14 protein-coding genes and 1 pseudogene are annotated in these 13639 nt (G+C 68.3%); 5 read left to right on the forward strand and 10 right to left on the reverse strand.

Going from position 1 to position 13639, the window contains the following annotated elements; translation table 11 throughout:
* Window positions 1-44: 44 nt before the first annotated feature.
* The gene (locus ABZO29_RS01975; RefSeq protein ID WP_367318377.1) at window positions 45-479 is read right to left on the reverse strand and encodes an Hsp20/alpha crystallin family protein; all 435 of its coding nucleotides are present in this window, start codon (window positions 477-479) and stop codon (window positions 45-47) included.
* 128 nt (window positions 480-607) lie between these two features.
* Between ABZO29_RS01975 and ABZO29_RS01980 the strand changes: the two genes are divergently transcribed.
* Together ABZO29_RS01980 and ABZO29_RS01985 are read left to right on the forward strand one after the other, a co-directional pair.
* Window positions 608-1288, forward strand: coding sequence for a type III effector protein (locus ABZO29_RS01980; protein WP_367318378.1), 681 nt, complete (start codon window positions 608-610; stop codon window positions 1286-1288).
* Between the two features lie 50 nt (window positions 1289-1338).
* Entirely contained in the window at window positions 1339-1539 is a 201-nt protein-coding gene (locus ABZO29_RS01985) for a hypothetical protein (protein ID WP_367318379.1), read from the forward strand.
* Between the two features lie 519 nt (window positions 1540-2058).
* Here the strand turns inward: ABZO29_RS01985 and ABZO29_RS01990 are convergent.
* The 3 genes from ABZO29_RS01990 to ABZO29_RS02000 form a co-directional block, all read right to left on the reverse strand.
* Window positions 2059-2382: a hypothetical protein gene (locus ABZO29_RS01990; RefSeq protein ID WP_367318380.1), complete on the reverse strand. Its 324-nt coding sequence runs from the start codon at window positions 2380-2382 to the stop codon at window positions 2059-2061.
* A gap of 83 nt (window positions 2383-2465) precedes the next feature.
* A complete protein-coding gene (locus tag ABZO29_RS01995; RefSeq protein WP_367318381.1) occupies window positions 2466-3518 on the reverse strand; it encodes a hypothetical protein in 1053 nt (350 codons plus the stop codon).
* 33 nt (window positions 3519-3551) lie between these two features.
* On the reverse strand, window positions 3552-4274 hold the full coding sequence (locus tag ABZO29_RS02000; RefSeq protein ID WP_367318382.1) for a hypothetical protein: 723 nt from the start codon (window positions 4272-4274) through the stop codon (window positions 3552-3554).
* A 103-nt stretch (window positions 4275-4377) separates the two neighbouring features.
* On the opposite strand from ABZO29_RS02000, the pseudogene ABZO29_RS02005 reads away from it, so the two are divergent.
* A pseudogene (locus tag ABZO29_RS02005) lies at window positions 4378-4524 on the forward strand (IS3 family transposase); the annotation flags it as partial.
* A gap of 117 nt (window positions 4525-4641) precedes the next feature.
* Here the strand turns inward: ABZO29_RS02005 and treS are convergent.
* The 3 genes from treS to ABZO29_RS02020 form a co-directional block, all read right to left on the reverse strand.
* Window positions 4642-6858 (reverse strand): maltose alpha-D-glucosyltransferase, encoded by a 2217-nt coding sequence (treS, locus tag ABZO29_RS02010; RefSeq protein WP_367318383.1) that lies wholly within the window; start codon window positions 6856-6858, stop codon window positions 4642-4644.
* Window positions 6859-6999: 141 nt separating this feature from the next.
* On the reverse strand, window positions 7000-7455 hold the full coding sequence (locus tag ABZO29_RS02015) for a hypothetical protein (protein ID WP_367326420.1): 456 nt from the start codon (window positions 7453-7455) through the stop codon (window positions 7000-7002).
* A 55-nt stretch (window positions 7456-7510) separates the two neighbouring features.
* Window positions 7511-8701 (reverse strand): sensor histidine kinase, encoded by a 1191-nt coding sequence (locus tag ABZO29_RS02020; RefSeq protein WP_367318384.1) that lies wholly within the window; start codon window positions 8699-8701, stop codon window positions 7511-7513.
* Window positions 8702-8734: 33 nt separating this feature from the next.
* Here ABZO29_RS02020 and ABZO29_RS02025 point away from each other — a divergent pair, with 33 nt between their 5' ends.
* Window positions 8735-10345, forward strand: coding sequence for an ISL3 family transposase (locus ABZO29_RS02025; protein WP_367318385.1), 1611 nt, complete (start codon window positions 8735-8737; stop codon window positions 10343-10345).
* A gap of 159 nt (window positions 10346-10504) precedes the next feature.
* On the forward strand, window positions 10505-11689 hold the full coding sequence (locus tag ABZO29_RS02030) for a DNA gyrase subunit B (protein WP_367318386.1): 1185 nt from the start codon (window positions 10505-10507) through the stop codon (window positions 11687-11689).
* A gap of 43 nt (window positions 11690-11732) precedes the next feature.
* Here ABZO29_RS02030 and ABZO29_RS02035 read toward each other — a convergent pair whose 3' ends face one another.
* The 3 genes from ABZO29_RS02035 to ABZO29_RS02045 all read right to left on the reverse strand — a co-directional run bounded on the left by ABZO29_RS02035 (window position 11733) and on the right by ABZO29_RS02045 (window position 13549).
* Window positions 11733-12398: a hypothetical protein gene (locus ABZO29_RS02035; protein ID WP_367318387.1), complete on the reverse strand. Its 666-nt coding sequence runs from the start codon at window positions 12396-12398 to the stop codon at window positions 11733-11735.
* The gene (locus ABZO29_RS02040) at window positions 12395-12859 is read right to left on the reverse strand and encodes a DUF2199 domain-containing protein (protein ID WP_367326027.1); all 465 of its coding nucleotides are present in this window, start codon (window positions 12857-12859) and stop codon (window positions 12395-12397) included. Before ABZO29_RS02040 ends, ABZO29_RS02035 begins: the two co-directional genes overlap by 4 nt.
* Window positions 12860-13030: 171 nt before the next feature.
* Window positions 13031-13549 carry a hypothetical protein gene (locus ABZO29_RS02045; protein ID WP_367318388.1) on the reverse strand — a complete coding sequence of 173 codons (519 nt, stop codon included), beginning with the start codon at window positions 13547-13549 and terminating at the stop codon, window positions 13031-13033.
* Between the last annotated feature and the right edge of the window lie 90 nt (window positions 13550-13639).

Genomic DNA, 13639 nt, shown 5'->3' on the forward strand with positions numbered 1-13639 from the left:
CCGAGGGGGGCCGTCCCCCGTCTCCGGTGCGGCTGGGAGGGGATTCAGCCGCTGATCTCCTTGCGCGTGGAGCCGCCACCGATGGCGATCTTGCGGGGCTTGGCGCGCTCGGCGATCGGGATCCGCAGGGTCAGCACCCCTGCGTCGTAGTCCGCCTTGATGTGCTCGGTGTCCAGGGTGTCGGCCAGCACGAGCTGGCGGGAGAAGACGCCCAGCGGCCGCTCGGACAGCTCCATCTGCGCGTCGTCCGCCTTGGTGACGGGCCGCCGCTCGGCCTTGACGGTCAGCATGTTGCGCTCGACGTCGATGTCGATCGCGTCCGTGGCCACGCCGGGCAGGTCGAAGGCGATCACGTACTCCTCGCCCTCCCGATAGGCGTCCATCGGCATCGGCGACGGACGCGACCAGGTCCCGGTGGTGTTCAACAGCTGCTGGGTGAGCCGGTCAAGCTCGCGGAAGGGGTCGGTGCGCATCAACATCGTCAAACACCTCCAGCGTTCAGGTCGGGCACTGTGCCAATGCGTTCACCTGCCACCGTTGTAACATGTCATCCAAGCGATGACAAGCCGAACGTCATCGACATGATGACAACATGGTTGGAGGCCCGATGACCAGGGACGATCAGCCCACCCCCAGCACCCGCGGTCTCACGCCGGCGTCCTTCCTCGCCGCCGCCGCGGCACTGAACACCATCCACGAGGCCCTGCACACCGCCCGCACCCCACAAGAGGGCACGCACCCCGGGCCCGATCAGGCCAGCCCTGAACAGACACTCGCCGCGCTCCTGCTCCTGCGCGAAGCACGCGAGCAACTCGCCCAATGGGAACCCGGCCTGATCGAAGCCGCCCGCGAGGCCGGCGCCAGCTGGGCCGACCTCGCCCATCCCCTCGGCGTCTCCAGCCGCCAGGCCGCCGAACGCCGCTACCTGCGCGTACGCCCCGGCCACCCGGGATCCACCGGCGAACAACGCGTACAGGCCACCCGCGACCAACGCGCCGCCGACCGCACCGTCACCACCTGGGCCCGCGCCAACGCCGCCACCCTGCGCCAACTCGCCGCCCAGATCACCACCCTTACCGACCTCCCCACCACCGCCCACACCCCACTCGCCGAACTCACCGCCGCCCTCGCCGACAACGACCCCGCCACCCTCATCACCCCCCTCACACAGACCCACCCCTACCTCACGACCCGCCACCCCGACCTCGCCGCACGCGTCGACAACCTCACCCGCCACACCCACCAACTTCGCCAGCACGGCGGAAACCAACGCCGCAACCAACCCTGACCCCCACCCTGACCAGCACGGACCACGCGCAGTCTCTGTAAGCACGTGTTTTGTGTTCCGGCACAGGTTCCCCAGCCGAGCTGGCCCTCGCGATGTACCTCCCCTTCGTCCTCCTGTTCGTCCCGTACTGGGCGGGCCTGATATCCGGCGGAGTGTTGCTGGGTGCCGGGCGCATCCTGATGCTCGCGTGCATGGGCGCCCTCGGCATCACGCCGATGGCGCGCTGGGCGACGGGGTCGCGTGGCGGCTAGCTGTACTGCGGTGGGCGCATCGCGCGCGGATGCAGGCGGACGCGCTCGCTGTCCTGCGGGCTCTGGACGCGTGCAGGCACGCACTGGCCTGTCTGGATGCCCTGCTCGTCGGGCGAACGCTGGCGGAGCGCACAGCGCTGTGCATTCGACGCCCGTCAGGGGCCGGTCGCCGAGCAGGTCGGACGGGCGTTTCCCGGTGTCGTCGTCCGCAGCATCGCCGTGTGTGCAGCGGACGCGGTTCACCTGGCGGAGGGTCCGGCGGCGAGCACTCCGGAACCGGGCCCCGGCACCGGAGCCCGCGCACGGCCCCGCCGGGCCAAAGCCTCGCGCGACGACGCCGGTGACCGCCAGCAGGCAGGTCAGCCGAAAGGGAGGCGGCCGCCGGCTGCACCACCTGGCGATGCCGCCGTAACACCAGCCGTGATGGTTTTCCAGGCGAGCGGGCCGGCACAGGTCCACCTGCGCCTCGAACGGTGGCAGTGGCCGGCTCGATCCCGGATGATCGGCTTAGGGAGGTCCTCAATGGCGAGACCTGAGCTCCGATTCGTGCCGCTCCTTGGAACGCTCTTCGTCGTGCTGGTAGCCGTGGGGTACCTCCTCATTGGTGACACGCCCTCCCACCATGCGCTCGGCCCCGAAATCAGGGACGCCTACGACAACGAGACCAAGCACCAGATCGCCGCGTTCCTTGTCGCGCTCGGCGCGGTCCCCCTGCTGTTCTTCGCTGGGTACTTCCGCGCCGTACTGAGGCGCCTGCATCCCTCTGGGCGCATGTCGGCGAACGTCGCACAGGCGGGAGCGGTGGTTGTGGCCACCGGACTTGCCGTGCAGTCGCTCGTTCACGCTGCGCTCGCCGAGGCCGCCCAGACGTCACAGTTCTCGGACGAAGCGTTGCAGTCGCTCAATGTGCTCGATGGCTGGACGCTCTATCCGATCTTGATAGGGCTTGCGACCTTTCTGTCGGCGAGTGGCGTGGCTCTCTTGCGAGGCCGTCGCTTCTTCGCACCGTTGGTTGCCTGGGCTGCCCTCGTGCTCGGCGTGCTGGCGCTCGTTCCGATCGTCGGATTCTTCGCCGCGTTTCTCTCCGGGATCTGGGTCGTGATCATAAGCCTGGTGCTGTTCACACGATCAGAGGCCGTCGATCGCCTATGGGACGAGGCACGACACACCCAGCCGCCACACACAGCTACGTAAGATCTTGGGTGGTCGGCGAGTGAGTGGTGTCGGTTCTCCTCGGCCCGCAGCACGCCCGTCCGTCCGGTGTCCGGGCCCCGACCGGCTGCCGGAACCGTCCAGATGCCATGTCGCCGAAGTCGACCCAGCGGGCTCGCGCTTGCCGGGCGAGCACGTCGCCGACGTACGCACCGAGCTCTTGGAGGATCGGCGTCACGTCGACCGGGTCGTTGGCCCTCCTGCTGCCGACCGTCCACCACGCGGTCGACGATTCGGAGGCTGGCCGCGGAGAAGTCGAGGGGAGCCGTGCCTTCACTGTCGTGCGGGATGCGAACGTGGAGGCATACCGGCTCATGTCGGCGGAAGTCGGTGGTCTTGCCGCCCTCCGTCTTGGATGCCGTGCGCTCCAGGGGGTCGAAGACGTAGGTGGAGGTCTTCGTCGTGACCCCGTCGGTCTGCAGCTTGGCGTTCTTGACCACGTGGTCGAAGCCGTCGTAGTCCCGGTCCTCGACCACCTTGCCGCCCGCGACGACCGTGTCCAGTCGGCCGTACGGGTCGTAGTTGTAGTTGTTGGTGGCGGAACCGATGCTCGAGCTGAGGAGCCGGTTGCGGTCGTAGGTGCAGTTGGTCGTGACGTTCTTGATCGTCTGGGTGACGACGTTGGCGTTGGCGTCGTGGACGTAGGTCTCGGTGCCCGCGCCGGTTCCCGTCTTCACGGACTGGAAGAGCCGGTTGACCGGGTCGTAGGTGTAGTCCGTTGTGGAGTTCAGGTACGCGCCGTGGTCGTCGGCGTTAGCGGACGGCACTGGCCGGCCGGTCGATCGAGAACAGTGGCCGCCTCAGGGGGCGGGCCTGGGATCAATCCACAACGCCTCGGACACGGCGCACAGTTCGCCCTCGGCCGTGGCGAGCGCCACGCCCATCCTGTGCTTGCGGCCGGACTCCGACAGCAGCCATCCGTACGAGATGTACGGCTCGCCCACGGCGACCGGCCGCAGAACAGTGCCCGTGAGGGATGCGGTGACCGCGCCCGGGCGCTGGGTGCCGAGGAAACGGCCCGCCCAATTCCCCGGGCAGTCCAAGGCGCCCCAGACCAGTGGGGTCGGGAGCAGGCCGTCCGCGTCGGCGAAGGCGCGGGACGGGGTCCAGGCGGAGGCCACCAGGCCGGAATCCGGCACCGGGGAGCAGTGCAGACCCAGACCGCGGTCAGCCGCACGCAGGCCGCAGCCGAAGCAGTCGACCACACCCGACGGCGGCGCCGACCGGAACCGCTCGGCTGCGGCGACCGCGTCGTCCCAGGACGGCGCGGCCGGCGCGTCGAACAGCAACTCGGCGGGGCGCGCAGAGGCAAGGGGCCGCTCAGCCTCGCCCAGCTCCACGCCATCACCCGCGGTTTCGGCGATCCGCACGGGCACCTCGACCGGCACCGGCCCACGAAAGTCCACCCGTACCGTCTGCGCCCCGGACCTCTCCGCCAACACGCCGGCGACGTACCCGCCGAAGGCCACCCTGGGGTAGCCGACGTACAGCTCCGGCACCACGATCGCGTCACTCGTCGTCATGATCCCCACTTCACCACACCCCAAGGGCCGCGATCACGCTGTCCGGCTGTACCCAGTCCCGCCCGGACGGGGCGCAGGCTCGATTCCCTGAGCGGATCGAGCCATGGGGCGTCTCTCCCCTTGCCCTGCCGTGCTTCGTGAGCGTGCAGTGCGCATGGTCGCAGCGATCCGCCCCCACTACCCGACCGAGTGGGCCGCGATGAAGGCGGTCGCCGGGAAGCCTGCCATCGGCGCCGCGGAGACCATGCGCCTCAGACACACAGCGGGACCGAAATCCCGGGTGGGCAGCACACTCTGCCCATTGCCGACCGACGCGTGGCATCGATGTCCGGCGGCCTCGACAGCGCCGTTCGAATCGCTTCGGACGCTATTCCTGAAGGAGCAGGCAGAAGCCGTCATGGCCGGGCAGTTCGACATACAGGGCACGCATGTCGTCGACCACGCCGACCTCCCTGCCCGACAGGAAGTCATGGGCCCGCCGACCCGGCTGGAAATGCTCCGAGGCCACGGAACCCGAAACCGGCGTGGAGCCGAAGTTGAGTACGGTCGCCTGAATCTGCCCGCTCTCACCGATTCGGTGGACCATGACGAGCAGCGCGGGGTGCGGCACTGCGGGAATCTCGAGTTGGTCGGCCGTGGCGATCCCGGTTTCGTCGCGCACCCGCAACAGGTGTTTGAGGCGTGAGGCGAAGGAGTTGGGATCCTGGAGCTGTGCCGGAAGGCTGCCGTAGAGGCTGTGCCCCTTCAACATGCCCGACCCGGATGTGGCCGCGCCGGGCTGATAGTCCATCAGGTCGTACGCGGCTCGGTGGATCCATCGGGTGTCACCGGTCGCAAGGAGCGACGCCACGCGTTCACGGGGCAACGTCAGCAGGCCGCACAGGTCCCAGCCGGAAAGCGAGAACACGCCGGGTTGCAGGGCGTTGAACATGGCCAGCAGCAGGTGCGCCCGCTTGACCTCGCGTATGTCCTGGTTGGTGAGGTTGTCGAGCGTCGTGTACCCGAGGGCAGCGGCGATGACGCTGACCGTGGTGGAAGCGATGCCGTTGGTGGTGAAGATGGCGTTGTAGGGCGCGCTCGGCCCGGTCAGTGTCTGTACCAGTTCGGCACGAATGTGCTCGGCGAGCTGGCCGCCGGTGACCTCGACGCCGTGATAGGTGAAGAGGTCGTCCTTGTGCAGCGTGGCGAAGTGGACCAGTTCGTAGGTGAGTTCGTCGTGGTTCTGCAGCGCATGGACGAGGCCGGCGGCGGCCACCCCGCTGTCCAGGGCGATGTTGAGGGTGAGCCGCAGGAACTCGGTGTCCGCGGTGGCCAGCGCATGGTGGTAGGCGGGCCGGTTGACGAAGTCGTACGACAGGTCAGCGCCGGCCTCGGAGGTCATCTTGATGTCGTCGACGGTCAGGTTCAGCTCCTGGAAGGTGAAGCCGCCCATCTTGCGCACCATGCTGGCGATCAGTTGGTTGGCGGCCTCCGAGAGCGGATGTCCCTCCGACCAGGCCGGCAGGCCCTCGGCGCTCTTCTCGACGCCGAGGAACCCGTTGGCGTCCAGGCGCAGCGCACCCGAACCGAGGTCTCCGAGGGAGTGCAGCGCATCGCCGATGACGAGCCGCATGCCCGCGAAGGTGGGGTCGAGCCAGTTGATCGACGGCTGCCCCTCCTTGAAGTAGTGCAGGTAGACCCAGCGGCGGGTGACGCCGTCCGGCCCGACGACCTCGCGCGTCGCACTCCAGTTGGTGTCTTTGACACCGGGGTCGTGGAAGATCACCCGCTGCAGGCGGCCGATGATGTACCCGGCTTTCTCCAGGGCTTCCTCGGCCTCGGTGTCCAGGTTGACCGAGTCACGCCCTGGCGGCACGGTGGGCAGCAGAGGCCAGTCCTCCGGCGCGATCTGGACCATGTGATAGATGCCGGGGTAGTCCTCGACATTCATTTCGGCGAGGCGGAAATCAGGCCCCTTACCGGTGTGCCCGGGCACGATGTCGTCGATGATCGTGCCGCCGTGGTCACCGGCCACTTGGCACATGCGCCGGAAGTCGTCCTCCGTCCCGAAGGCCTGGTCGATGGCGGTGCTGATCCGGTCGAAGTGCCCGTCGACGCTCGGGGTGGTGTCCCAGCCCCAAATGCCACCGGCCCGTTTGACCGGCCCGGTGTGCACGGCCCGTATCCCGATGTCGGAGAAGACCCGCCACAGGCCGGGATCGGCCAGAGTACCGAGGAAGCTGTGGCCGGGCCGGGTGACCAGGGAGATGGGATACGCCGTGAACCACACCGGGGCCGCGCTGACGGCGGCCTTGGGATCGGGGCGTGCAAAGGGGTTCTGCCACATGCTGCCCTGACCGGTGAGCTGAACGGAGAGGTCTCGGGAGTCCTGCAGCATCGAATGGTGCCGCAGCCATGCCACGTAGTCAGGGTTGATGCCGACCGGGTCCCCGCCTCGCTCCCGGGGCGAAGGCTGCCCCTGCGGCCTCAGTCGTGCGCGCGGACGCAGAGCTCGAGGCCGCGCCGGATAGAACTGCTCCGAGTAGGTGATCTCTGTCGGTTCGTGCTGGCTCTGATGATCAGCCGCCGCATGCTCGTCGGTCATAGGTGGGTATCTCCCCGGTACTTCGGTACATATGAGCCGGGTGCCCCGGAAGAGGCCCCGGGATACTCGGCGGATCGCGGAAATGACAGGGGTCGAACCGACCCGCGAGCAGGAGGGAACCCTGGTGACGGCGCACCATGGTCAGCTCGTGGCCGAGGAGCACGGGGATTGACGGCCCGGCCACGAGGACCAGGCGATGGAGGAGCAGTCGCTGACTCGGGCCTCCGCCACGCCGCGATCGTGGGCGGCGCTGAGTCCGGCGGGAAACCTGAGGAAGGCGCCCGCGATCCGCAGGCGGGCGCCGGCCAGGGCCCGTGGTCTGTCGATGCCGGCAGCGGAGCCGGTGACTCCGGTGAAGCTGACCATGCTGAGTACGTTCACCGTGCTCACCCGCCCGAAGCGGCCGATCATCGCACGACCGAACCAGCGGCTCGCCACCATGGCCGGCCAGGAAGGCCCCAACTCCCAGCGCGCCTGTCGCCGGTGTGGCCCTGGCTGCGCGGCCTGATCCCTGGACAGACCGCGCCCCGCCTGCACCAGTACGCCGACCTCCAGCCTGCTGGAACCCGCTCGGCGGACCTCCGGCGGCTCGGCCATCGCAGACCCGGTTCTCCAGGCTGATATGTGTCTCACGAGACACATCCCTGGTTCGTCAGCTGTCGGTGTGCGGGGATGTCGCGGGTAGTTCCACGGTGATGCGGATCCCGCCGACAGAGCGCGGGGTGACGGTGAGTGTTCCGTCGTGTGCGTGGGTGATGGTTTTGACCATTGCCAGGCCGAGCCCGACGCCTGCGTGGTCGGTGTGTGTGCGCTCGGTGCCGCGCTGGAATGGTTCGGTGAGTGTCGACGTCAGCTGTGGGGTGACCTGCTCGCCGGTGTTCTCGACAGTAAGCACCGCAGTCATGGGGCGGACGCGGGTGGTGATCCACACGGTGCCCTGTTCGGGAAGGTTGTGGACGATCGCGTTGTGCACGAGGTTCATGGTCAGCTGCAGCAGAAGCGCTTGCGAACCGCGCGTGGGGGCGACGTCGCCGACGGTCTCGATGGCGACCCCATGCTTTTCCGCGAGGGGAAGGAGTGTTTCGGTGGCTTCTTCCGCCAGGAGGGACAGGTCGACGGATTCTCGGGTGAAGGAACGCTGCTCAGCGCGGCTGAGCAGGAGCAGTGCCTCAGTGAGGTCGATCGCGCGGGTGTTCACGGCATGGAGGCGGTCGATGAGTTCGCCGGTGTCGCGGTTCGGATCGGTGCGGGCTACGTCGAGAAGTGACTTCGAGATCGCCAGCGGGGTGCGCAACTCGTGCGAGGCGTTGGCTGCGAACCTCCGCTGTTCGGCGACGTGTGCTTCGAGTCGTACGAGCATCGTGTCGAAGGTGTCGGCGAGTTCGCGGAACTCGTCCTTGCGGCCGGGCAGCCGGATCCGGTGCGATAGCGATCCGTTCGTGGCCATGCGGGTGGCGTGGGTGATGTGGGTCAGCGGGGCGAGCATGCGGCCGGCGAGGAGCCACCCTCCCACGAGACCGAAAACCAGCAGGAACGCCAGTACTGCGGCTGCCCTCGGGGCGAAGACGTCCAGAAGGACGGACCGGATGGGAAAAACACCATCGGGCTTGTCATCGGGGTTGATGAGCATCGCACGGTCGGAATCAGAGGCCTCAAGGCTGGCGGAAAGGGGCTCAGTCGCGGGTTTGGGCGGGCCCCGGGCGTCCTCCGAGCGCCGTTCGTGATCCCCAGTCCGTTCGACTCCCGGCAGGCCGCCACCTGCCCACCCACACCCTCGCCAAATGCGCCCTGTCTCGACGACGGCCGAACGCTGGTTCTGGATCACTTTCAGTGCCGGAGCCACGGAGGGTCACCACATCCGCGATCATGAACGGCCGTGGGTGATGTGCTCCTCCAGGACCTGTGGTTCCACCAGGTCGAAGGTGTAACGATCGAAAACGCAGTGGTCGACGGCGAGTTGGTGGTCGTGCGGGCCCGCGCATCGGCGGAGCGGGCCGCGTGTCCCGCCTGCGGGACGGTTTCGGGCCGGGTGCACAGCCGATACGTACGGCGCCTCGCCGATACTGCGGTCGCCGGGCGTCCGGTGGTGATCGAGTTACAGGTCCGGCGGTTCCGCTGCCGTGACCGCGCCTGCCGGCGGACCACGTTCGCCGAGCAGGTCGACGGGCTCACCTTCCGGCACGGGAGGCGAAGCACCGGGCTGCAGACGGTGCTGCAACAGGTTGCGGTGATGCTGGCGGGCCGGGCCGGCGCCCGCCTGGCGAACAGCCTCGCGGTCCGGGCGAGCCGGTCGACGCTCCTGCGGCTGATACGCCGTCTGCCGGAGCCCGAAGTGCACACGCCGCGGGTGCTCGGGGTGGACGACTTCGCTCTGCGCAAGGGGCACAACTACGGCACGATCCTGGTAGATATCGACACGCGCCGTCCCGTCGATCTGCTGCCCGACCGGGCCACGGCGACGGTGGCCGCCTGGCTCGCCGACCATTCCGGCGTCGAGGTGATCTGCCGTGACAGGTCCACCGCATACGCTGAGGCCGGACGGCTCGGCGCCCCGGACGCCATCCACGTCGCGGACCGGTGGCACATCTGGAAAAACCTGGCCGAAGCCGTTGAGAAGACGGTCATCCAGCACCGCGCCCTACTGCGCGAGCCGGAGAACACTGCCCCGGTCCGCGCCGCCGAGCCCCTGGAGAGCCCGGAGCCTGCGCCGCCTTCCCCAGATGAACCACGACAGTCGGGCCGACTGTCCGACCGGGTGCGCGAGCAACACGCAGCCGTCCGTGCCCTGCTGGATGAAGGGCTCGGGCTGCGGCCGATCGCCCGCCGACTGGGCCTGGCCCGCAACACCGTCCGCCGCCTCGCCAATGCGGCCACCGCAGACGAGCTCCTGGTCGGACGGTGGACCGGCCGGACCAGCATCCTCGACCCCTACAAGCCCTACCTCCATCAGCGGTGGGCGGAAGGCTGCACCGTTGCCCGCCGCCTGTTCGAGGAAGTCCGCGAGTGCGGCTATCCCGGCGGCGAGAGCGTGGTGAAGAAGTACGTGCAGCGGCTCCGCGAAGCCTTCCCGCACGACGATCCGCCCCGCAAGGCGCCGTCCGTGCGCGACGTGACCAGCTGGATCACCCGCCGCCCCGACCGCCTCGACGACGACCAGGCCCAGCAGCTCAAGCAGATTCTCGCCCGCTGCCCCGCCCTTGACCGGACCGCCGAACACGTCTGCGCCTTCGCCGAGTTAATGAACGACCGCCGGGGCCGCGACCTCGGTCAGTGGATAGAACGCGTGCAGGCTGACGACGTGCCCGCCCTGCACGGCTTCGTCACAGGCCTCGGCCAGGACCTCGACGCCGTCGTCGCCGGGCTCAGCCTCTGCTACAGCTCCGGCGCCGTCGAGGGCCACAACAACAAGATCAAGATGATCAAGCGGCAGATGTTCGGCCGCGCCAACTTCGACCTGCTCCGCAAGCGGGTCCTCCTCGCAGCGTGAGGCCGTTCATGATCGCGGATGTGGTGACCCTCCGTGGCTCCGGCACTGAAAGTGATCCAGAACCCGAGTTTTCAGCCGACGCCGACACCCTGACCTGGTGTTTTCTGCCCACCCGCCTAGGCTGGGGGCTCCGCTGGACACCCATTGGAGGGGGACTTCATGAGTGATGCCGCGAATCCGTACAACGCCGCCCACATTCAAGTACTGGAGGGTCGGGAAGCCATCCGTAAACGCCCGGGGATGTACGTGGGCTCGACCGCTGAGCGAGGGCTGCACAACCAGGTGTTCGAGGTCTCCGACTGGGCGGTGAACGAGGTCCTCGCCGGTCGCGCCGGCCACGTCGAGGTCGCGCTGGAATCCGACGGCTCCGTGCGGGTCGCCATCGACGGGCCGGGGCTTCCTGTCGAGGCCGCCGGGCATGCCGGCGCCCCTGGTCTCGAAGAGCTGCTGACTCGGATGCACGCTGGGCCGCAGCGCGACGATCGCCGATTTGTGGGGGTAGGCCTTTTCGGCCTGGGGCCCTTCGTCGCCAACGCCCTGTCGAGCCGTCTGACGGGAGAGGTCCGGCGCGAGGGAGTGCGCTGGGTACAGCGCTTCGACTGCGGTGCTGCGGCCGGCCCGCCCTCGAATGAGGGGCTCACGACGGGAACGGGAACCGTCATTGCGTTCTGGCCCGACGCCGACATCTTCGGTACGGCGCAGTGCTCGTTCGACGCGCTGGCAGAGCGGTTCAGGACACTGGCATTCCTGAACCGTGGCCTCGACATCTCACTGACCGACCAGCGCCCTCCGAGCGGGCCACGATCGGAACGGTTCCTCTTCCCAGGCGGTGCCAGGGACTTCGTCGCCTTCATCGCGGTGCAGACCGGGACATCCGGTGAGACGGGCGTCTTCGGCTTCGAGTATGAGGACCTGCGGATCGCCGGGTCTGTCGAGGTCGCCCTGAAGTGGAGCGACACCTTCACAGGCGGCATCCACAGCTTCGCGAACAGCATGCCCACCCCCGGCGGGGGGTCGCACGTGGTGGGCTTCCGAGAGGGAGTGGCGGCAGCGATCAACACCTTCGCACGAGAGCGGCAACTGCTGACGAAGATCGACAATGATCTCAGGCCTGACCGGCTCTGCGAAGGCCTGACTGCGGTCGTCTCGGTGAAACTCGACCGCCCCGAGTTGGAAGGTGCCGCAGGCGGCACCTTGGGCAATGCTGAGGTGCGCGAATCCGTCGCGTCGGCCGTCCAGGACCATCTGATCACGTGGCTGGAAGAGGACCCACGGCTGGCCTCAGTTGTTGTCAGCCGGATTGCGACGATATGTGGCCGGCTGGGGCAGGAGCCCCGGTGGTAGCTCGGCCTGGCGGCGCTCAGAGCCAGCGAGCGTCAGCGAGCGGTCAGCCACCGTGGAGGCCCCACTCGTCGAGGCCACCGTACACGTGAGCTTCGAGGCATTGAGGTGCCTCAAGGCCGACGGCCTCGCCTCGGTAGAGGGCGATGAGCGAGTCCTTGCCGCGCCACCAATTGTCGGTCAGGCCCTGCACCTCAGGTATTGGCTCGTACCCGTGGAGGTCCAAGGACTCGACGGCCGTGCCCTTGATCCTTGCGACGGTCTTGGCCCAGCGACTGGCGTGGGCGGCGAGCGCCAAGGATTCAACCCATCCGTCTGTGCTGGCATGCAGGGGTGTCCAGCGGTGGGCATCGATCCCGAACTCGCCGTCGGGGCCGATCATGAATCCGTAGGCCATGGACACCCGGCAGCTCCCCGCCGCGAACGACCAGCCCTCTGCGGCCGGGCCCTCGGGACATTCGGCGTTCAGAATGCGCGGGCCGCCCTCGTAGAACGGGGCGGGCGGCAGGGCGAGCCCGCCCCAGCGGTCCTGGAAGTCGGCGGCCCGGTCGATCTCCGCAGCGGGGGTCCCGTGCCGGATCCACGCCTCGCGGTGGCGCCGGATGTCCTGCCGGGGGACACGGATGCCGTTCACCTCGACGAACCTCTGCGCCCTGTGGCTCAGGCCGGCAGGCGCGACCGGGATCGGCGATACGGAGGTGTCGGCTCTCACTGCTGCTCGCTGCCGCTGGAGTGGAGTACGGCCGCCGCGATCTCTCGAACGCGGTCCATGGTGATTCCCGTGCGCTGTTCGACGGCGAGGGGATGGTCGGTGGGCTCGAGCTCGACGTAGGGGCGCTCACCGACCGGGCGGGTGTGGACATGCGTCTTCAGGTTGTGGGTCGTAGTCGAGTAGACCGGCAGGTCGGTGGTGAGCCAGCCGAAGTACGGCTTCTCAGCCTCGCGGCCCAGCCTGTCCCCCAGGTCAGCGGCGCGGGAGAAGTTCTCGCGGCTGAGCGAGACCCAGACGCCCCAGGAGAGCATGTCGTCGGTGTCGATGACCGGTATCTCGATCAGGCCCTTGACGAAGTAGTGCTGTCCGCTGATCACGCACTGGTCCGATGAGAGCACGCAGTCGTCGGCGTCGGCGAAGGCCGGATCCCACACGGCCGGGGCCTCGGCCGTGTAGTTCATCGGCAGCTCAGGGTGGTTGGCCCCGCAGCCTGTGCAGGTGAATCCGAGATCACTGGTCATGGTGCTGGAGCCTAGTGACGGGCTCCGGTACCACCTCGGGCAGGACCCCTCGACGTCCGCTGCCTGCCGGGCCGACTGCGCAGGCGGAAGCCGCCCCGATGCTCCCAGAACCTAACGGCCGACAGAGCTCCAGTCGGCGGGGGCCGGCGGCACCGAGCGGCCTGCGGCGTGATCGCGGAGGCGCCGGGTCAGTTCCGGCAGGTCGGCGGCTGGAAAGCTCACCTGGAGCAGTTGCAGGCGGAACCGCGACGGTTGGTCGTCCTTGAACATCGCCGCGTCCATCGGCTTGATCGTCACGTCCCACGCGTCCGGGGCCGCCCAGTGCGTCATCCGCACGTAGAACGCGTCCCGCGGGCCGGCGTTCGCCACGGCGGCGAGGAAGGCCAGTCCGCTGTCGACCGGGAAGTCGATGAGCATCCACCCACGTCTGGATTCCACCCACTCCGCCATGTGCGGCAGCTTCTGCGGCCAGTCAGCGTTGCTCTCAGCGAGATCCTGACAGCAGGTGAAGGTGTCCAACCCGCACTCCCAGATCGCCTGGATCGCGGGCGCGAGCTGTTCGTCGATCTGGGCTTGGCGGCCACCCACCCGGACGAGAACGGTGGGGTGCGTACCTTCGTATGACGTCATCGCAGGAGCATAGAAGCCGGGTACGACAAAGGGGCAGGCGGCGCCTTTCAGGGCACTTGGTTCTGCTGGACCCGCAGAAGGAGCCCGAGA

Origin of the sequence: Streptomyces sp. HUAS ZL42, from assembly GCF_040782645.1 — a bacterium.
Classification (GTDB): Bacteria; Actinomycetota; Actinomycetes; order Streptomycetales; family Streptomycetaceae; genus Streptomyces.

Excerpts from the sequence above, each read along its gene's own strand:
- ABZO29_RS01975 (WP_367318377.1), bottom strand. The coding sequence starts at position 479 with ATGTTGATGCGCACCGACCCCTTCCGCGAGCTTGACCGGCTCACCCAG.
- ABZO29_RS01980 (WP_367318378.1), top strand. The coding sequence starts at position 608 with ATGACCAGGGACGATCAGCCCACCCCCAGCACCCGCGGTCTCACGCCG.
- ABZO29_RS02000 (WP_367318382.1), bottom strand. The coding sequence starts at position 4,274 with ATGACGACGAGTGACGCGATCGTGGTGCCGGAGCTGTACGTCGGCTAC.
- treS (WP_367318383.1), bottom strand. The coding sequence starts at position 6,858 with ATGACCGACGAGCATGCGGCGGCTGATCATCAGAGCCAGCACGAACCG.
- ABZO29_RS02015 (WP_367326420.1), bottom strand. The coding sequence starts at position 7,455 with ATGGCCGAGCCGCCGGAGGTCCGCCGAGCGGGTTCCAGCAGGCTGGAG.
- ABZO29_RS02030 (WP_367318386.1), top strand. The coding sequence starts at position 10,505 with ATGAGTGATGCCGCGAATCCGTACAACGCCGCCCACATTCAAGTACTG.
- ABZO29_RS02040 (WP_367326027.1), bottom strand. The coding sequence starts at position 12,859 with ATGAACTACACGGCCGAGGCCCCGGCCGTGTGGGATCCGGCCTTCGCC.
- ABZO29_RS02045 (WP_367318388.1), bottom strand. The coding sequence starts at position 13,549 with ATGACGTCATACGAAGGTACGCACCCCACCGTTCTCGTCCGGGTGGGT.